The 17,772-nt window shown below is 72.6% G+C and carries 16 protein-coding genes; 10 read left to right on the top strand and 6 right to left on the bottom strand.

Going from position 1 to position 17,772, the window contains the following annotated elements:
• Positions 1–123 precede the first annotated feature (123 nt).
• Complete coding sequence (locus DEJ48_RS34795) at positions 124–729, bottom strand: hypothetical protein (protein WP_150220103.1); 606 nt, start codon at positions 727–729, stop codon at positions 124–126.
• A gap of 288 nt (positions 730–1,017) precedes the next feature.
• The gene (locus DEJ48_RS34800; RefSeq protein WP_150220104.1) at positions 1,018–1,443 is read right to left on the bottom strand and encodes a DUF6643 family protein; all 426 of its coding nucleotides are present in this window, start codon (positions 1,441–1,443) and stop codon (positions 1,018–1,020) included.
• A gap of 269 nt (positions 1,444–1,712) precedes the next feature.
• Here DEJ48_RS34800 and DEJ48_RS34805 point away from each other — a divergent pair, with 269 nt between their 5' ends.
• On the top strand, positions 1,713–3,026 hold the full coding sequence (locus DEJ48_RS34805) for a TerD family protein (RefSeq protein WP_150220105.1): 1,314 nt from the start codon (positions 1,713–1,715) through the stop codon (positions 3,024–3,026).
• 4 nt (positions 3,027–3,030) lie between these two features.
• Here the strand turns inward: DEJ48_RS34805 and DEJ48_RS34810 are convergent, their stop codons facing one another.
• The gene (locus DEJ48_RS34810) at positions 3,031–4,221 is read right to left on the bottom strand and encodes a glycosyltransferase (protein WP_150220106.1); all 1,191 of its coding nucleotides are present in this window, start codon (positions 4,219–4,221) and stop codon (positions 3,031–3,033) included.
• Positions 4,222–4,279: 58 nt separating this feature from the next.
• Here DEJ48_RS34810 and DEJ48_RS34815 point away from each other — a divergent pair, with 58 nt between their 5' ends.
• The gene (locus DEJ48_RS34815; protein ID WP_150220107.1) at positions 4,280–5,068 is read left to right on the top strand and encodes a glutamate racemase; all 789 of its coding nucleotides are present in this window, start codon (positions 4,280–4,282) and stop codon (positions 5,066–5,068) included.
• Between the two features lie 61 nt (positions 5,069–5,129).
• Positions 5,130–5,678: a hypothetical protein gene (locus DEJ48_RS34820; RefSeq protein WP_150220108.1), complete on the top strand. Its 549-nt coding sequence runs from the start codon at positions 5,130–5,132 to the stop codon at positions 5,676–5,678.
• 182 nt (positions 5,679–5,860) lie between these two features.
• Here the strand turns inward: DEJ48_RS34820 and DEJ48_RS34825 are convergent, their stop codons facing one another.
• A complete protein-coding gene (locus tag DEJ48_RS34825; RefSeq protein WP_150220109.1) occupies positions 5,861–6,916 on the bottom strand; it encodes an O-antigen ligase family protein in 1,056 nt (351 codons plus the stop codon).
• Between the two features lie 212 nt (positions 6,917–7,128).
• Here DEJ48_RS34825 and lnt point away from each other — a divergent pair, with 212 nt between their 5' ends.
• From lnt to DEJ48_RS34850, 5 genes are all read left to right on the top strand, one after another.
• Positions 7,129–8,742 carry an apolipoprotein N-acyltransferase gene (gene lnt / locus DEJ48_RS34830; RefSeq protein ID WP_150220110.1) on the top strand — a complete coding sequence of 538 codons (1,614 nt, stop codon included), beginning with the start codon at positions 7,129–7,131 and terminating at the stop codon, positions 8,740–8,742.
• Between the two features lie 101 nt (positions 8,743–8,843).
• Positions 8,844–9,317, top strand: coding sequence for an NUDIX hydrolase (locus tag DEJ48_RS34835; RefSeq protein ID WP_150220111.1), 474 nt, complete (start codon positions 8,844–8,846; stop codon positions 9,315–9,317).
• A gap of 25 nt (positions 9,318–9,342) precedes the next feature.
• Complete coding sequence (locus tag DEJ48_RS34840; RefSeq protein WP_150220112.1) at positions 9,343–10,530, top strand: methyltransferase; 1,188 nt, start codon at positions 9,343–9,345, stop codon at positions 10,528–10,530.
• Positions 10,531–10,736: 206 nt separating this feature from the next.
• Positions 10,737–13,100, top strand: coding sequence for a phosphoketolase (locus DEJ48_RS34845; protein WP_150220113.1), 2,364 nt, complete (start codon positions 10,737–10,739; stop codon positions 13,098–13,100).
• A complete protein-coding gene (locus DEJ48_RS34850; RefSeq protein ID WP_150220114.1) occupies positions 13,088–13,747 on the top strand; it encodes an alpha-ketoglutarate-dependent dioxygenase AlkB family protein in 660 nt (219 codons plus the stop codon). Before DEJ48_RS34845 ends, DEJ48_RS34850 begins: the two co-directional genes overlap by 13 nt.
• Positions 13,748–13,770: 23 nt before the next feature.
• On the opposite strand, the gene DEJ48_RS34855 is transcribed toward DEJ48_RS34850, so the two are convergent.
• Together DEJ48_RS34855 and DEJ48_RS34860 are read right to left on the bottom strand one after the other, a co-directional pair.
• The gene (locus DEJ48_RS34855; RefSeq protein WP_150220115.1) at positions 13,771–14,493 is read right to left on the bottom strand and encodes a 2OG-Fe(II) oxygenase; all 723 of its coding nucleotides are present in this window, start codon (positions 14,491–14,493) and stop codon (positions 13,771–13,773) included.
• Positions 14,490–14,987, bottom strand: a complete 498-nt coding sequence (locus DEJ48_RS34860; RefSeq protein WP_150220116.1) for a methylated-DNA--[protein]-cysteine S-methyltransferase — start codon at positions 14,985–14,987, stop codon at positions 14,490–14,492. Before DEJ48_RS34860 ends, DEJ48_RS34855 begins: the two co-directional genes overlap by 4 nt.
• A gap of 165 nt (positions 14,988–15,152) precedes the next feature.
• Here DEJ48_RS34860 and DEJ48_RS34865 point away from each other — a divergent pair, with 165 nt between their 5' ends.
• Positions 15,153–17,174, top strand: coding sequence for an NADPH-dependent 2,4-dienoyl-CoA reductase (locus DEJ48_RS34865; protein ID WP_150220117.1), 2,022 nt, complete (start codon positions 15,153–15,155; stop codon positions 17,172–17,174).
• 41 nt (positions 17,175–17,215) lie between these two features.
• On the top strand, positions 17,216–17,743 hold the full coding sequence (locus DEJ48_RS34870) for a PadR family transcriptional regulator (protein ID WP_150220118.1): 528 nt from the start codon (positions 17,216–17,218) through the stop codon (positions 17,741–17,743).
• The last annotated feature ends 29 nt before the right edge of the window (positions 17,744–17,772 follow it).

Genomic DNA, 17,772 nt, shown 5'->3' on the forward strand with positions numbered 1-17,772 from the left:
GACCTCGCGGCGCTTGATGTGTCACTGCATGTCGTGGCACCGCGCGAGGGGCCGAGGAGTTCGGCCGGTCCACCGTAGCGCGCGCGAGCAGGCCGAGTTGACCTGATGGCCGGGGTGGGCGGTTCAGGAGCCCGTGCCGGTCCGCCCCCAGTCCGGTCCCACCTTCTCCCAGGCCCGGTCGAGCCGTGCGTGCCGCGCTCGCACCATGCGCCAGAGGATCAGCCTGCGGCTGCCCTCGATGAGTCCGGCGCTCGCCGTGGCGACGCCGAATCCGGCCAGGACCGCGTGCGCCGTCGCCGTCGCGCCGTCCAGCGGGCGGCCGACGACCCTGCCGTGCTCGTCGGTCCAGATCCGGAAGTGGTCGCCGGGGTCGGGGGACTTGAGGTCGGAAAGCACCACGCCGTAGTGATCCGTGCGGTCCGGGGCCTTCCAGCGGGCCAGGACGCGACTGTGCGCGTCGCGTGTCGAGGAGGTCTCGGGGTCCGGGTCGATCGGGGAGTGGCCGACCTCGCGCAGGACGGTGCCGGTGACCGCGTGGCGGTCCTCGTGCTGCTGCCGCACCGAGGCGAGCAGGGCGTCCCGCGCCAGGCTCGTGGTGAACACACCCACGACCGGGACGGCGACGAGGATCAGCACCAGGGCGGCCAGGGTGAGCCAGGCCTCGGCCAGATCGGTGCCGCGGCGCAGTGGGTTGTGGCGCCACCGCCAGAGGCCGACGATTGCTCGCACTGCCCTGCACCCCCTTCCGCATCCCTCCGCTGTGCTGTATGCCCAGGATCCCAACGTCCATGGCCCGGCGTCGAGTTCCCTTTCGGGCGTCGATCATTCGGGGAGCCTGAACGGGTTCTGGATGGGGATACGTCCGGTGATTTCGGGCATCAGGGTCGCGCGTGCGGCCGGACGCGGACACACGAAAGCCGCCGCCGGGCCGTGACCCGGCGGCGACCGACGCCTTGCGGGCTCCGTGGCGGCCTCACGCGGAGCGTGCCCCCTGGCCGCCTCGAAGCCCGGCGGCGATCAGTACCCGCGGTAGGGGCGGTTGTACGGATCCTCGTACGACGCCGGGGCCGGGCGGGGCTGCGCCGGGCGCATCGCCTCGTATCCCGTGCCGGGAGCCGGCCGCTGGGGCTGGGCGCCCGGGTAGCCGCGCGGGCCCCCGGTCTGCTGCGGGATGTACGGCGCCGGGGCCTGCTGCAGCGGTGCGGGCTGCTGGGCCTGGGGGTAGCCGTACCCCTGCTGGGGATGGGACGGTGCGGCCGGCAACGCGGGCAGCGCGGCCGGCAGGGCGGGCAGGTGGCTGCCCGTGTCGTACGCGGAGGGAACCCGGATCGGGGCGATCTGAGGAGTGCCCCGCTCTGCGACGAGGGAGTCATAGATCGGAGTGTCCGGGAAGGACGGCGCGGAGTAGTAACCGCCGCCATAGGTGGAGCGGGGGGAGGTCATGCTCCATAAGTTAAGCCCTTGATGTGCTGGTTGGGGAGACCGATAAGCGGGTTGTTTTACGTGTCGGCTGTGGCAGCGGATCCCCAATGCGAGCGAACTTGGGAAAATCGGTCGCCGAACGATGTTCGGATCGTGTAAAGGCCGAGCTCCTGAGGGGTTACCTGGAGTTGGCTCCGGGGCCCGCGGGACACGGTCGTGGGCCTCCGGAGGCTCCGGGTAATAGGTTGGTCATGAACGGAAACGGCGGCCCTGCCGGACGGCGACTTGCGATGGGGGCGGACATGACAATGTCTAAAGGATCGAATGTTCCCGTACCGGCACCCGCGGTACGGATCGAATTGGGGTGGGGCTCCGGAGCGGGAGTGCCCGACGCCGATGCGTCCGCACTGTTGTTGTCACCTTCCGGAAAGGTGCGCTCGGACGCGGACTTCGTCTTTTACAACCAGCCCGCGCACGCCTCCGGCGCGGTGCGCCACGAAGGCAAGACGACCACCGGGACCGGCGTCAGCGATGTGCTGAACGTCGACCTCGCGCGCGTGGAGCCCGAGATCGAGACCGTCGTGCTCGCCGCGTCGGCCGACGGCGGCACTTTCGGCCAGGTGCCGGGTCTGTACATCCGCGTCCTGGACGCGGCGAACGGCGCCGAACTCGCGCGCTACGACAGCGCGGACGCCACCGTGGAGACCGCTTTCGTCCTCGGCGAGCTCTACCGGCGCCAGGGCGCCTGGAAGTTCCGCGCCGTCGGCCAGGGATACGGCAGCGGTCTCGAAGGGCTCGCCACGGACTACGGCATCTCCGTGGACGAACCGCAGCAGGCCGCCCCCGCGCCCGTGGCCCCGCCCGCACCCGCCACCGTGGCCCCGCCCGCGCCCGCCGCCCCTGCCCCTGTCGCCCAGCAGCCCGCCGCCCCCGCGCCGCCGCCCCCGCCGGCCGCCGCCGCGCCCGTGCGCCTGACCAAGGTCACGCTCACCAAGGACGCGCCGTCCGTCTCCCTGACCAAGCAGGGCGGCACATCGGGCGGCATGCGCGTGAACCTCAACTGGGAGGTGCGCAAACAGTTCAAGGGATGGGGCGCCAAGCTCGGCCGGGCCGTCGCCATGCACGCCGACCTCGACCTGGACCTCTGCGCCCTCTACGAACTCGCCGACGGCCGCAAGGGAGTCGTCCAGGCCCTCGGCAACGCCTTCGGGGCGCTCAACCAGCCGCCGTACATCCTGCTCGACGGCGACGACCGCACCGGCGCCGTCGCCACCGGCGAGAACCTCACCATCAACCTCGACCACATCAAGGACTTCCGGCGCATCGTCATCTTCGTGACCATCTACGAAGGCGCGCGCAGCTTCGCCGACCTCGACGCCACGGTCACCCTCCAGCCGCAGCACGGTGCCCCCGTCGAGTTCTCCCTCGACGAGTGCACGGTCCCCTCGACCGTGTGCGCGCTGGCCCTGATCACCAACAACGGCGGCGACCTCGTCGTCCAGCGCGAGGCCCGCTACCTGGTGCCCGACCGCGGCGTGAGCCCGCAGCGCACCATGGACCACGCCTACGGGTGGGGCATGAACTGGACGCCCGGCAGGAAGTGACCGGTCAGGGCTGCTCGGGCGAGGGCTCCGGAGCGGTGGGGTCGGGGCGCGTGTACGTACGCCCCTTCCACGCGGCGCCACGCCCCCTGTAGTGCTGCACCGCCGAATCCACCGTCATCAGGAGGTAGAGGAAAGCGGTGCCGGGCAGCAGGAGTGCGAGGGCGAGCGGCTGGCGGTAGTAGCGGAGCATCGGCAGGTACGTCGCCGTCATCACCAGCCACGCGAGCCCACCGGCCACCGCCGCCGCGGGGCTGCCCGTGACGAGCCCCGCGACCAGAGCCACCGGCGGGACGAGATACACCACGGCGAGCCCCGCGACCGTGCCGACGAGCAGTGGGACGTTGTGCCGCAGCTGTGCGTACGCGCTGCGCGAGACCATCCGCCACAGGTCGGCAAGGCGCGGATACGGACGCACGCTGTCCACGCCGTCGGCCAGCCCGAGCCAGAGGTGGCCGCCGGAGCCCTTCACCGCCCGCGCGAGCGCCACGTCGTCGATCACCGCCTGCCGGATGGCGTCGGGGATCCGGGCGCGCTCTGCGGCGTCCGTGCGCAGCAGGACGCAGCCGCCCGCCGCCGCGGCCGTCCGCGCCCCCTTCCGCGCGATCCACCGGAACGGATAGAGCTGCGCGAAGAAGTACACGAAGGCCGGGACCACCAGGCGCTCCCACAGGCTCTCCACCCGCAGCCGGGCCATCTGCGACACCAGGTCGTAGCCCCCACGGTCCGCGGCGGCCACCAACTGGCGCAGGCTGTCCGGCTCGTGGGCGATGTCGGCGTCGGTGAGCAGCAGATACTCGGGGTTTCGCGCGCGGGCGAGGCCGATGCCGTGCCGTACCGCCCAGAGCTTGCCCGTCCAGCCCGCGGGCGGCTCGCCGGGGGAGCCGACGGTCAGCGGCAGCCCGCCGTGCCGCTCGGCCAGCGCGCGTGCCAGATCGCCCGTGCCGTCCGTGCTCCCGTCGTCGACGAGGAAGACCTCGGCCCGCCCCGGGTAGTCCTGCGCCAGCAGCGAGGGCAGGCTCCGGGCCAGCACGGCCGCCTCGTCCCGCGCGGGGACGACCACACCGACCGAGGGCCAGACGTCCGGCTCCCCGCGCGGTGGCAGACGCACGTCGGTGCGCCAGAAGAAGCCCTGCCCCAACAGAAGCCACAGCCACGCGGCAAGCGATGCGGCGGCGGTCCACGCAACGACGCTCATCCGCCGAAGTCTGCCCCACGGGACGGTGCCTGTGGGGCGCATCGACTATGGTGACCGGGTGAAGATCGCGCTCATGGACTCCGGCATCGGACTGCTCGCCGCGGCGGCCGCGGTGCGTCGCCTTCGACCCGACGCCGATCTCGTTCTCTCCTCCGACCCGGACGGCATGCCCTGGGGTCCGCGTACGGCCGAGGACCTCACCGCACGCGCGGTCGCCGTCGCCGAGGCCGCCGCCGCGCACCGCCCCGACGCGCTCATCGTGGCCTGCAACACGGCGTCCGTGCACGCGCTGCCGACTCTCCGCGCCCGCTTCGAGTCGGAGTTCCCCGTCATCGGGACCGTGCCGGCGATCAAGCCGGCCGCGGCGGCCGCGGCCGGCGGACCCGTGGCCATCTGGGCCACCCCCGCCACCACCGGCAGTCCCTACCAGCGCGGCCTCATCGAGGACTTCGCGAACGGCGTCGACGTCACCGAGGTGCCGTGCCCCGGGCTCGCCGACGCCGTGCAGTACGCGGACGAGGCGGCCATCGACGAGACGATCGCCGCCGCGGCGGCTCTCACGCCCCCGGATGTAAGGGCCGTCGTCCTAGGTTGCACCCATTACGAGCTGGTCGCCGAGCGTATTCGTGCCGCCGTGCAGCAGCCCGGACAGCCGCCCCTCGTCCTGCACGGTTCCGCCGGAGCGGTGGCGGCCCAGGCGCTGCGCAGGGCCGGCGCCAACATCGGTGCCACGGACGTGGTGCCCGGCCTCACCGTCCTGCTCAGCGGGCGCGAGGAGGAGCTGCCCCGAGCGGCGCTCGCGTACGCCGAGGGGCGCATGCTCGCGGAGACCAGCCCGGCGCTCTGACGTGGCGGTCGCTCTCCGTGACGCGGTGGCTTCGCGGCGGAATCTGAGTAGGCTCGGATGCATGAAGGACCAAGCCCCCGAAGAGCGGGCCGCATCCGACAGCCCGCACGAAGTCTGGACCGGACGCGCGACCAACCGCGCCCAGTGGCTCCTGGCGTGCGCCGGTGCCGCCTGTCTGGCGCTCGGCATCGAACTCGCGGTCGACTCCCTGTGGACCTCGGGCGTCCTGGCACTGACCATGTCCGTCGTCGGATGCATCGCCGTCGGGCTCCTGATGCTGTTCGGGACGCTCGCCTTCGTCCACGTGGCCGTGAAGGTCGAGAAGGACTACCTGGAGGTGCGCTGCGGCCACCTCGGCCTGCCGCGCCGCCTCATCCCGCTCTCCCAGGTCGTCGGCGCGGACTTCGCCCCCGCCGTGACGCCCCGGCAATGGGGCGGCTGGGGCTACCGCTGGCGCCCCGAGAAGGGCACCGCGGTCGTGGTCCGGCGCGGCGAGGGCCTGGTGCTCAGCCTGGGCGACGGCCATAAGTTCACGGTGACGGTCGACAACGCGGAGTCGGCGGTGCGCGCGATCAGGGCCCGCCTGGGCCTCAAGGGCACCTCGGGCTGACCGCCCGTCGCGGACCCTGAGAGCCTCATTGTGGGGCGCGTTTGGCGGCGCGAGGTCGCCCTTTGCGAGCAGCCGTCGTGTCGTCGCCGGTGCCGGGCCTCGTTGGACTGTGGGCCTCGTCCTCGTGGGGCCCGAGAGGGTGGCGGTGAGAGGTTGCCCGGACGGGGGGCGTCGTGGGGGACTCAGGCGGAGGGTGAGGGGTCCTCCTCGTGGAGGCCTCCGTGCAAGGGTCTTGCCGTTGCGATTCCCGCCAGCAGGCCCGCCCCCGTCGTCACCGTCGTGACGCTCAGCGCGTTGCCCACCGTCGCCACGGCCGTCAGTGCCGTGAGGGCTGCCCCCGCCGACAGGACGACCTGCGTCGAGCCGGGGGAGCGCCACAGGGCGTACAGGAGCCAGCAGAACACCGCCGCCAGCAGCGCCACCCCGACGATTCCCTGCTCCGACGCCTGCTGCAGCGGCGCCGAGTGCGGCTTGCCGTCCGTCACCAGGTCGTCGGCCGCGACCGGACTGACGTCGCCGAACCTGCCCGGGCCCACCCCCATCGCGGGCTCACGCTCCGCGAGGGTCAGCGCGTCCTGCCACAGGACCACGCGACGGTGGCCGACGCTGCCCTCCAGCGGGGCCGTCAGTCCCTCCGGGAGGGAGTCGTCGGCCAGCGCCAGGGACACTCCGGTGAACAGGACCGACGCGGCGGCGAGCCCGATGATGCCGAGGGCCCGCTTCCGCAGCCGCGCCGTCGCGAGCGAGCAGAGCAGCACCGCGACGGAGCCCGCGCAGCCGACCGGCGAGCCCAGGGCCGCGGCGGCGCCCGCGATCCCCGCGGCGAGCAGCCGCAGCGCCAGGCGGAGCGAAGGAGTGTGGGCCGCCCACGCGGCGCAGCAGGCCGCGCCCGCCGCGAGGATCAGCAGGGCGGCGGTGGCCCCGGTGTGGCCCAGGGGAGAGGAGGGGCTGAGCGAGAGCCGGGGCGCCGCCACGGCGAGGCCGAGCCCGGTGAGCGCACCCGCGCACGGCGCGGCGACGGGGAGCAGCGCTCCGCAGATCCGCCCGCCCGCGTACCCCGCGGCCACGGCGAGCACCGCCAACAGCACCCCTTCGGGGCTGCCGCCGTGCACACCCGCGGTGATCAGCGCCCAGGCGGCGCAGGCGCCGAGCAGCGCACCGCCCGTCGCGTCGGACGCGCTCCGCCGCTCGTGTGCCGCTTCCGGACAGGCCGAAGCGGCCGTACCCGTTGACCCCACCCCGTCGCCCCCCCGGTATGTGACGGGCCCCCACCGGCACGGACCGCCCCACGCTGACGTGGGCCGGGACGGGCCTCGAGGACTCGGCCACACGCTAACGGCTGACGCCCCGCTTTGGGACCAGTTGTGCAGGAACGATTCACCGAACGACGCCCGCACCGGCCCGCGGACCGCGCTGTCGGCGCCCTCGTGACGCGCCGTACACTCCCCGAGTGACCGCCACCACCACTCCCGTAGACGAGCCGGATCAGCTCGATCCGCAGCCACCGCAGGCCTCCCGCGCCACGCGCCTCCTGCGCCGGTTCGTGCCCGCCGCCGTGGCGGCCCTCTCCGGAGTGCTGCTCTACGTCAGCTTCCCGCCCCGCACCCTGTGGTGGCTGGCGCTCCCCGCCTTCGGCGCCCTCGCCTGGTGTCTGCGCGGCCGCACCTGGAAGGCGGGCCTCGGCCTCGGCTACCTCTTCGGCCTCGGCTTCCTCCTGCCGCTCCTCGTATGGACCGGCGTCGAGGTCGGCCCCGGCCCGTGGCTGGCGCTCGCCGCCGTCGAAGCGGTCTTCATCGCCCTCGTGGGCGCGGGCATCGCCGCGGTCTCGCGCCTGCCCGGATACCCGCTGTGGGCGGCCGCCCTGTGGATCGCCGGGGAGGCGGCACGCGCGCGTGTGCCGTTCAGCGGATTCCCCTGGGGGAAGATCGCCTTCGGGCAGGCGGACGGCGCGTTCCTGCCGCTCGCCGCGCTCGGCGGCACCCCCGTGCTCGGCTTCGCGGTCGTCCTGTGCGGCTTCGGGCTGCACGAGGTCGTGCGCCAGGTCGTCGACGTACGCGCCACCCGAGTCCTGCGCCGCGGCGCGGCGGCCGTCGCGGCGCTCGCCGTGCTCGTCCCCGTACTCGGCGCCTTCGCGGCCCGCCCGCTCGTCAGCGACGAGGCGGAGGACGGCACCGCGACCGTCGCCGCGATCCAGGGCAACGTCCCGCGCGCCGGCCTCGGCTTCAACGCGCAGCGCCGCGCGGTCCTCGACCACCACGTGCGCGAGACCGAACGCCTCGCCGCCGAGGTGAAGGCCGGCAAGGCGGCGCGCCCGGATCTCGTTCTGTGGCCGGAGAACTCCTCCGACATCGACCCCTTCTCCAACCCCGACGCGCGGCTCGCGATCGAGGGCGCCGTCAAGGCCATCGGCGCACCGGTCTCCGTCGGCGCGGTGGTCGAGAACGAGAACGGCGTGCTCTACAACGAGCAGGTGCTCTGGGACCCGAAGAAGGGCCCCACGGACACGTACGACAAGCGGCAGATCCAGCCGTTCGGCGAGTACATCCCGCTGCGCTCCCTGGTCAGCGTGTTCAGCAGCGACGTCGACAAGGTGCGCAGGGACTTCAGCCGCGGCACCGAGCCCGGCGTCTTCACCATGGCAGGGACGAAGGTGGGCATCGCGACCTGCTACGAGGCGGCCTTCGACTGGGCGGTGCGCGACACCGTCACCAACGGCGCGCAGATCATCTCCGTGCCCAGCAACAACGCCACCTTCGACCGCAGCGAGATGACCTACCAGCAGCTCGCCATGTCCCGGATCCGCGCCGTCGAGCACAGCCGTGCCGTCGTGGTCCCGGTGACCAGCGGCGTCAGCGCCGTCATCATGCCGGACGGCAGGATCAGGTCGAAGACGACGTGGTACACCGCCGACTCGCTCGTCGAGAAGGTTCCGCTGCGCTCGTCCGAGACCCCCGCGACGCGTCTCGGCGTGCTCCCCGAGGGCATCCTGGTCCTCATCGCCGCGGGCGGCCTCGGCTGGGCCGTGACCTCGGCGGCGCGGGCCCGGAAGAGCGCCGCGAAGTGAAGGACCGGCCCGGACCCGGGCTCCAACTGCCGCTCGCGGGGCCCGGATCGACGACCCCGGCCCCCGACTGGTCCGCGGCGTATCGCCGTTAGGGTCGGAACATGGCTACTCCAGACTTCATCCGCACCATCCGCGCCGACGCCGGCCAGCAGCTGCTCTGGCTCCCCGGAGTCACCGCCATCGTCTTCGACGACGAGGGAAGGGTGCTGCTCGGGCGGCGCTCCGACAACGGCAGGTGGTCGGCTATCGGCGGCATCCCGGAACCGGGCGAGCAGCCCGCGCAGTGCGCGGTGCGCGAGGTGTACGAGGAGACGGCCGTGCACTGCGTGCCCGAACGCGTGGTCCTGGTCCAGGCCCTCGAACCGGTCACCTATGACAACGGCGACACGTGCCAGTACATGGACATCACCCTGCGCTGCCGTGCCGTCGGCGGCGAGGCGCGGGTCAACGACGACGAGTCGCTGGAAGTCGGATGGTTCGAGATGGACGCGCTGCCGCACCTGCACGAGTTCTCGCTCTCCCGGATCAAGCGGGCGCTGGCGGACGAGCCCACCTGGTTCGAGCCGGCCCCCTGATCCCTTCCGTTAGCCTGAGGGCACGATGAACCGTTTGAGCACGTCATGGGGCGCGTACGACCTCACTCGCTTCCCGGAGGACCCCCGCGACCAGCTGCGCGCCTGGTCGGCGGCCGACGCCTATCTGCTGCGGCAGCTGGCGGGCGAACAGGACGCGGCGCCCGACGGGTTCCCCGCCACCGTCGACCTCTCCGGGACGGTCGCCGTCCTCGGCGACCGGTGGGGCGCGCTCACCACCGTGCTCGCCGGGCAGGCGCGCGTCCCGGTCCAGATCACCGACTCGTTCCTCGCACAGCAGGCGACCCGCGCCAACCTCGCGCGCGCGGGCCACGCGCCGGACGCGGCACGGCTGTCGACGACCAGGGACGCGCCGCCCGCCCGCGTCGACGTGCTCCTCGTCCGCGTACCGAAGAGCCTCGCCCTCCTGGAGGACCAGCTCCACCGGCTCGCGCCCGCCCTGCACGAGGGCACGGCCGTCATCGGCACCGGCATGGTCACCGAGATCCACACGTCGACGCTGGAGCTCTTCGAGCGGATCATCGGCCCCACCAGGACCTCCCTGGCCCGCCAGAAGGCGCGGCTCATCTTCAGCGCCCCCGACCCGGCCCGCGCCGCCGGCACCAGCCCCTGGCCCAACCGGTACGTGCTGCCCGCCGACTCCGGGGCCGGCGCGGGCCTCACCGTCGTGAACCACGCCGGCATCTTCTGCGCCGACCGGCTCGACATCGGCACCCGCTTCTTCCTCAAGCACCTGCCGCGCGCCCGCGGCGGCGCCCACGTCGTGGACCTGGGCTGCGGCAACGGCGTGCTCGGCACCGCCGCATCCGCCGCCGACCCCGACGCCACGGTCACCTTCATCGACGAGTCGTTCCAGGCCGTCGCCTCCGCCGAGGCCACGTTCCGCGCCAACGCGGCCGACGACGCCAAGGCCCACTTCGTGGCGGGCGACGCCCTCTCGGCCGTACCGCCGGGGACGGTCGACGTCGTCCTGAACAACCCGCCCTTCCACAGCCACCAGGCCACGACCGGCGCGACCGCCCACCGCATGTTCACCGGCGCCCGCGCCGCGCTGCGTCCCGGCGGCGAGCTGTGGGTCATCGGCAACCGCCACCTCGGCTACCACGTGAAGCTCCGCAAACTCTTCGGCAACGCGGAGGTCGTGGCGAGCGACCCCAAGTTCGTGCTGCTGCGGGCGGTGAAGGGCGGCCGCTGACCGCCTCCGGTGCACGTCGTACCCGTTCGGTTCCGGCCGGCGGTGTTCCGCCGTGCGTGCCGCCCGGTGGCGGTCGTCCGGCGCGGCTGCTGTGCTGGACGCGGAGAAGCCATGAGCGCCCCGCAGGACTGAACCCGCCCTTCTCGTGGAACCCGCGGGACACCCGTGACTGCAGCCGTACGCACCGAACCTGCGAGGAGGACCTTGTGGCACCCGTGGCGAAGGACCGCCTGGCGGCACTGGACGCCCACTGGCGCGCCGCCAACTACCTGGCCGTCGGCCAGATCTACCTGATGGGCAACGCCCTGCTGACCGAGCCGCTGCGGCCCGAGCACATCAAGCCGCGCCTGCTCGGGCACTGGGGCACCTCACCCGGTCTCAACTTCGTCCACACCCACCTCAACCGCGTCATCCAGGAACGGGATCTGGACGCGCTGTGCGTGTGGGGCCCGGGTCACGGCGGGCCGGCCGTGCTCGCGAACTCCTGGCTGGAGGGCAGTTACACGCAGACGTACCCGGACATCACACGGGACGCGGAGGGCATGGCGAAGCTGTTCCGCCAGTTCTCCTTCCCCGGCGGCGTGCCCAGCCACGTGGCGCCCGAGACGCCGGGCTCGATCCACGAGGGCGGCGAGCTCGGCTACTCGCTCGCGCACGCCTACGGAGCCGCCCTGGACAACCCCGACCTCCTGGTCGCCTGCGTGATCGGCGACGGCGAGGCCGAGACCGGGCCGCTGGCCGCCTCCTGGCACTGCAACAAGTTCCACGACCCCGCGCACGACGGCGCGGTCCTGCCGATCCTCCACCTCAACGGCTACAAGATCGCCAACCCGACGGTGCTGGCCCGCCTCCCCGAAGCCGAGCTCGACGCGCTCCTCAAGGGCTACGGACACCAGCCGATCTACGTCGCCGGCGACGAGCCGCACGAGATGCACCAGGCGATGGCCGCCGCGCTGGACCGGGCGCTCGACCGCATCAGGACCATCCAGGAGGCCGCCCGCAGCGGTGACGGCGCCGAGGGCCGCGAACCCTGGCCGGTCATCGTGCTGCGCACCCCCAAGGGCTGGACCGGCCCCGTGGCCGTGGACGGCGAGCCGGTCGAGAACACGTGGCGGGCGCATCAGGTGCCGCTGTCCGGGGTCCGCGAGAACCCGGACCACCTGCGGCAGTTGGAGGAGTGGCTGCGCTCGTACCGTCCCGAGGAGCTCTTCGACGCCGAGGGGCGGCCGAACGAGCAGGTCGTGTCCTGCGTGCCCGAGGGCGAGCGCAGGCTCGGCGCCACCCCGCACGCGAACGGCGGCAGGCTCACCCGGCAGCTGCCCGTCCCGGCGCTGGAGCGGTTCGCCGTCACCGTCGACAAGCCGGGCACGACGCTGCACGAGCCGACCCGGATCGCGGGCGCCCTCCTCGCGCAGGTCATGGCGGACACCGCGGAGCGCAGGGACTTCCGGGTCGTGGGCCCGGACGAGACCGAGTCCAACCGGCTCGGGGCGCTGTACGACGTCACCGGCAAGATCTGGCAGGACCGCACCCTCGACACGGACGAGCACCTCGCACGCGACGGCCGCGTCATGGAGGTCCTCTCCGAGCACCTCTGCCAGGGCTGGCTGGAGGGCTACACGCTCACCGGCCGCCACGGCCTGTTCTCCTGCTACGAAGCGTTCGTCCACATCGTCGACTCGATGGTCAACCAGCACATCAAGTGGCTGAAGACCTCGCGCGCGCTGCCGTGGCGCGCGCCCGTCCCGTCGCTGAACTACCTGCTCACCTCGCACGTGTGGCGCCAGGACCACAACGGCTTCTCGCACCAGGACCCGGGCTTCGTCGACCATGTGCTGAACAAGAGCCCCCACGTCGTACGCGTCTATCTCCCGCCGGACGCCAACACCCTGCTCTCCGTCACCGAGCACGTCCTGCACAGCCGCGACTACGTCAACGTCGTCGTCGCCGGGAAGCAGCCCACCTTCGACTGGCTCTCCCTCGACGACGCCCGCGCCCACTGCGCGCGCGGCGCGGGCGTCTGGGAGTGGGCGGGGACGGAGCAGGGCACGCGTGAGCCGGACGTGGTCCTCGCCTGCGCCGGTGACGTGCCCACGCAGGAGGTGATCGCCGCGGCCGCGCTGCTGCGCGAGCACCTGCCGGAGCTCACCGTGCGGGTCGTCAACGTCGTCGACATCGCCCGTCTGATGCCGCGCGAGGAGCACCCGCACGGCATGGCGGACTCCGAGTTCGACGCGCTCTTCACCCCGGACAAGCCGGTGATCTTCGCGTACCACGGCTATCCGTGGCTGATCCACCGCCTCGCCTACCGCCGCACCGGCCACGCCAACATCCACGTGCGCGGCTACACGGAGGCGGGCACGACCACGACACCCTTCGACATGGTCGTGCGCAACAACCTCGACCGGTACCGCCTCGTCATGGACGTCGTCGACCGCGTCCCGGGCCTCGCCGTGCGCGCGACGACGGTGCGTCAGGCGATGGCCGACACCCGCACGCGCCACCACGCCTGGATCCGCGAGCACGGCACGGACCTCCCCGAGGTCGCCGACTGGACGTGGCCGTACTGAACGAACTGTTCCCGCGGGCCCGCACCGTCCTCGGCCCGGGGGCGGTGCACCTGCCCGACTGGCTGGCACCGGAAGCGCAGTCGCGTCTCCTCGAGGCGTGCCGGGAGTGGGCACGGCCGCCCGCCGGGCTGCGTACGGTCCGGACGCCCGGCGGCGGCGCGATGACGGCGCGGCAGGTCTGCCTGGGGTGGCACTGGTATCCGTACGGGTACGCGCGCACCGTCGTCGACGGGGACGGCGCCCCGGTGAAGCCGATGCCGCCGTGGCTCGCCGAGCTGGGCCGCAGGGGCGCCGCGGCGGCGGGGCACGCCGTCGAGGAGCCGTACGACATCGCCCTCGTCAACTTCTACGACGCCGACGCGCGGATGGGGATGCACCGCGACAGCGACGAGAAGTCGGGGGCGGCGGTCGTGTCCCTGAGCCTCGGGGACACGGGTGTCTTCCGTTTCGGCAACACGCGGACGCGCACGAAGCCCTACACGGACGTCGAGCTGCGCAGCGGCGACCTGGTGGTTTTCGGCGGGGCCTCGCGCCTCGCGTACCACGGGGTGTCGAAGGTGCTGCCCGGTACCGCGCCGCACGGGCTGGGGCTGACCGGGCGGCTGAACATCACGCTGCGGGTCAGCGGGCTCGGCGAGGACCCGTGACGATCCGTGAGAGCCGGTGAGGGTCACGCCGCGTCGTGGAAGACGAGCCCCAGCGACCTGCGCAGCCCCGACCGCACCGTGCTCACCCCGTGCCGCACCGGCCCCGCGGACCAGCCGCGCGCCGAGCGGACCGGGCGGTCGCGGGTGGTGAAGACCAGGCCGTGGCCCTGCTTCAGGACGGTCGACGTGCCGCGCGACTGGGCCCGCGGCCGCTGCTCGACGAGCAGGAACTCGCCGCCCGTGTAGTCGGTGCCCTGCTCGTCCAGGCCGATGACGACCTGCAGGGGGAAGACCATGTCCCCGAACAGGTCGCGGTGCAGGGCGTTCCAGTCGCCTTCTTCGTAGCGCAGCAGGATCTGGGCGGACTTGGTCTGGCCGGCCGCGTGGCACTGGTCGAGCCACTCCTCCAGGGAGTCGGGCCAGGGGGCCGGGCGGCCCAGGCGGTCGGCCCAGTCGCGGGCGACGGCGAGCAGGTGCGGGTAGAGCGCCGACCGCAGCTCGGCGACGGGAGCCGGGAGGTCGTGGGTGAAGTAGCGGTACCGGCCGGAGCCGAAGCGGTGTCCGGCCATGTCGACCGTCGAGCGGAAGAGCGTGGCGTCGTCGTAGAGCTCGGCGATGCGGCGGCAACCGGCGGGGTCGACGAGGCGGGGGGTGAGCGCGCAGCCGTGCGCGTCGAGCTCGGCGGCGAGCGCCGTCCAGTCCGCCGCGTCGACCGCCGCGCCGGGTGTGCGCGTGGTGGTGGTCATGCCGCCTCCAGGTCGAGGAGCAGCCGCTTGCGCTCAAGGCCGCCCGCGTAGCCGGTCAGGGAGCCGTCGGCGCCGATGACGCGGTGGCAGGGGCGGACGACGAGGAGCGGGTTGCGTCCGATGGCGGTGCCGAGGGCGCGGACCGCGGCGCGCGAGAGGCCGAGGCGCTCGGCGAGCCGTCCGTAGGTGGTCGTGGTGCCGTAGGGGACCGTGTCGAGGGCGTCCCAGACCTTGCGCTGGAACTCGGTGCCCGCCCCGGCGGCGTACTCGATGTCGAAGTGGGTGAGGCTCCCGGCGAAGTAGGCGCGCAGCTGCGCGGTGACCGCGTCGAACGCCGCGTCGTCCCGGACCCAGCCCTCCCGGACGACTGCGCCGCCCTTCTGGTCCGGCACGGACAGGGAGACCAGCGCGGTGCCGCCCTTGGCGGTGGCCGACTCCTCGCCCACCAGCAGCAGCTCGCCCAGCGGGCTGTCGATCGTCGCGTAGACCGTCATCGGACTCTCCTCGTGCGTTCGGTTCCTGTCTCCAGTCTGCGTCTCGTGCGAGGGCGGGGCTGGCGGGATTCGGACATGGCATTGCCGCGCTTTATGCAACTAGTTGCATAACAGCGTCGGGCTGGTCTACAACTGTCCTGTAGACACCGCGTACGGAGGGGCCGCATGAGCCGTTACCCGAACCTGCTGAACCCGCTCGACCTGGGCTTCACCACCCTGCCCAACCGGGTCCTCATGGGCTCCATGCACGTGGGACTCGAAGAGGCGCCGAACGGCTTCGAGCGGATGGCGGAGTTCTACGCGACCCGCGCGCGCGGCGGCGTCGGCCTCATCGTCACCGGCGGCATCGCCCCGAACGAGCTGGGCCGCCCCTGGGACGGCGGCGCCAAGCTGACCACCGACGCCGAGGCGAAGGAGCACGAGGCGATCACCGCCGCCGTGCACGCCGAGGGCGGGAAGATCGCCATGCAGATCCTCCACTTCGGGCGGTACGCCTACCACGACAAGCTGGTCGCCCCGAGCGCGCTCCAGGCGCCGATCAGCCCCTTCGTGCCCCGCGAGCTCACCGACGACGAGGTCGAGCAGACCGTCGAGGACTTCGTGCGCGCCGCCGAGCTCGCCAAGTCCGCGGGCTACGACGGCGTCGAGGTCATGGGCTCCGAGGGCTACCTCATCAACGAGTTCATCGCGGCCCCCACCAACCAGCGCACCGACCGCTGGGGCGGCTCCTACGAGAACCGCATCCGCTTCCCCGTCGAGATCGTCCGCCGCACCCGCGAGCGCGTCGGCGCCGACTTCATCATCATCTACCGCCTCTCCATGCTGGACCTCGTCCCCGGCGGCTCGACCCTCGACGAGGTCGTCCACCTCGCCAAGGAGATCGAGGCGGCGGGCGCGACCATCATCAACACCGGCATCGGCTGGCACGAGGCGCGCATCCCCACCATCGCCACCTCCGTGCCGCGCGGCGCGTACAGCTTCGTGACGAAGAAGCTCATGGGCGAGGTCTCCGTGCCGCTCGTGACCGTCAACCGCATCAACACCCCCGAGATCGCCGAGCAGTTGCTGGCCGACGGCGCCGCCGACATGGTGTCGCTCGCGCGCCCGCTCCTCGCCGACCCCGACTTCGTCAACAAGGCGAAGGACGAACGGCCCGAGGCCATCAACACCTGCATCGGCTGCAACCAGGCCTGCCTGGACCACACCTTCAACCTGCAGATCACCTCCTGCCTGGTGAACCCGCGCGCCTGCCACGAGACCGAGCTCGTGCTCTCGCCCACCCGCACCAGCAAGCGCCTCGCCGTGATCGGCGCCGGCCCCGCAGGCCTCGCGTTCGCCGTCTCCGCCGCCGAACGCGGCCACGACGTCACCCTCTTCGACGCCGCCGACGCGATCGGCGGCCAGCTCAACGTCGCCAGGAAGATCCCCGGCAAGGAGGAGTTCGACGAGACCCTGCGCTACTTCCGCACCCAGCTCGACCTGCGCGGCGTCACCGTCAGACTGAACACCGTCGTCACCGCGGACGACCTCGCCCAGGACGCCTTCGACGAGGTGGTCGTCGCCGCGGGCGTCTCCCCCCGTACGCCCGAGATCCCCGGCATCGACCACCCCAGCGTCGTCGGCTACCTCGACGTGCTGCGCGACGAGGCACCCGTGGGGGAGCGGGTCGCGATCATCGGCGCGGGCGGCATCGGCTTCGACGTCGCCGAGTTCCTCACCGACGGCGGCGAGAAGGCCAGCCTGGACCCGGCGACGTACTTCCGGCAGTGGGGCGTCGACATGGACTACCGCGAACGCGGCGGCCTGACGAAGCCCGAGCGGCCCACGCCGCCGCGCACCGTCCACCTGCTGCAGCGCAAGACGTCCAAGGTCGGCAAGGGCCTCGGCAAGACCACGGGCTGGATCCACCGCACCGAACTGCGCCACCGCGGCGTCGCCATGGTGGCGGGCGTCAGCTACGACCTGATCGACGACGCGGGCCTGCACATCACCGTCGACGGCGAGTCGTCCGTCATCCCCGTCGACACCGTCGTGCTCTGCTCCGGCCAGGAGCCGCGCCGCGACCTGTACGAGGAGCTCGTCGCGGCCGGGATCGCCGCGCACCTCATCGGCGGCGCCGACGTGGCCGCCGAACTGGACGCCAAGCGCGCCATCAAGCAGGGCACGGAGCTGGCCGCCGCACTGTGAGGCGGCCCCCTCAGGGGGACTGCCGTCCCTAGGATTGCCCCATGTCACTCCCGCACGCGATCCTCACGGCCCTCCTGGAGAAGCCCTCGTCCGGCCTCGAACTGACGCGCAGGTTCGACAAGTCGATCGGCTACTTCTGGTCGGCCACGCACCAGCAGATCTACCGCGAGCTGGGCAAGCTGGAGCGCGACGGCGCCATCCGCGCCCTGCCGCGGCAGGGCGCGACGCGCGGGCAGAAGAAGGAGTACGAGGTGCTGCCGGCGGGCCGCGAGGAACTGGCCCGCTGGACGGCGGCGAGCCAGGACCCCAAACCGCTGCGCGACACCCTGCTGCTGCGCCTGCGTGCCGCCGCGGTCGTCGGCACGCAGGGCATCCGGGAGGACCTGTACCGCCATCTCGACCTGCACAAGCGGCAGTTGGCCGAGTACGAGGAGATCGAGAAGCGGGACTTCCCGCCCGGCAAGGACGCCGTCGAGGACCGGCTGCGCCATGTGGTGCTGCGCGCGGGCATCGACCTGGAGACGTTCTGGACGCAGTGGCTCACGCGGACGATCGACGAACTCAGCTGATGTCGAAGAACTCAGCTGGCATCGAGGAA

This window comes from Streptomyces venezuelae (assembly GCF_008642315.1).
In the GTDB taxonomy this organism is placed as follows: Bacteria; Actinomycetota; Actinomycetes; order Streptomycetales; family Streptomycetaceae; genus Streptomyces; species Streptomyces venezuelae_D.

Excerpts from the sequence above, each read along its gene's own strand:
- DEJ48_RS34820 (WP_150220108.1), top strand. The coding sequence starts at position 5,130 with ATGAAGGACCAAGCCCCCGAAGAGCGGGCCGCATCCGACAGCCCGCAC.
- DEJ48_RS34840 (WP_150220112.1), top strand. The coding sequence starts at position 9,343 with ATGAACCGTTTGAGCACGTCATGGGGCGCGTACGACCTCACTCGCTTC.
- DEJ48_RS34855 (WP_150220115.1), bottom strand. The coding sequence starts at position 14,493 with ATGACCACCACCACGCGCACACCCGGCGCGGCGGTCGACGCGGCGGAC.
- DEJ48_RS34860 (WP_150220116.1), bottom strand. The coding sequence starts at position 14,987 with ATGACGGTCTACGCGACGATCGACAGCCCGCTGGGCGAGCTGCTGCTG.
- DEJ48_RS34870 (WP_150220118.1), top strand. The coding sequence starts at position 17,216 with ATGTCACTCCCGCACGCGATCCTCACGGCCCTCCTGGAGAAGCCCTCG.
- DEJ48_RS34805 (WP_150220105.1), top strand. The coding sequence starts at position 1,713 with ATGGGGGCGGACATGACAATGTCTAAAGGATCGAATGTTCCCGTACCG.
- DEJ48_RS34835 (WP_150220111.1), top strand. The coding sequence starts at position 8,844 with ATGGCTACTCCAGACTTCATCCGCACCATCCGCGCCGACGCCGGCCAG.
- DEJ48_RS34865 (WP_150220117.1), top strand. The coding sequence starts at position 15,153 with ATGAGCCGTTACCCGAACCTGCTGAACCCGCTCGACCTGGGCTTCACC.
- DEJ48_RS34810 (WP_150220106.1), bottom strand. The coding sequence starts at position 4,221 with ATGAGCGTCGTTGCGTGGACCGCCGCCGCATCGCTTGCCGCGTGGCTG.
- DEJ48_RS34800 (WP_150220104.1), bottom strand. The coding sequence starts at position 1,443 with ATGACCTCCCCCCGCTCCACCTATGGCGGCGGTTACTACTCCGCGCCG.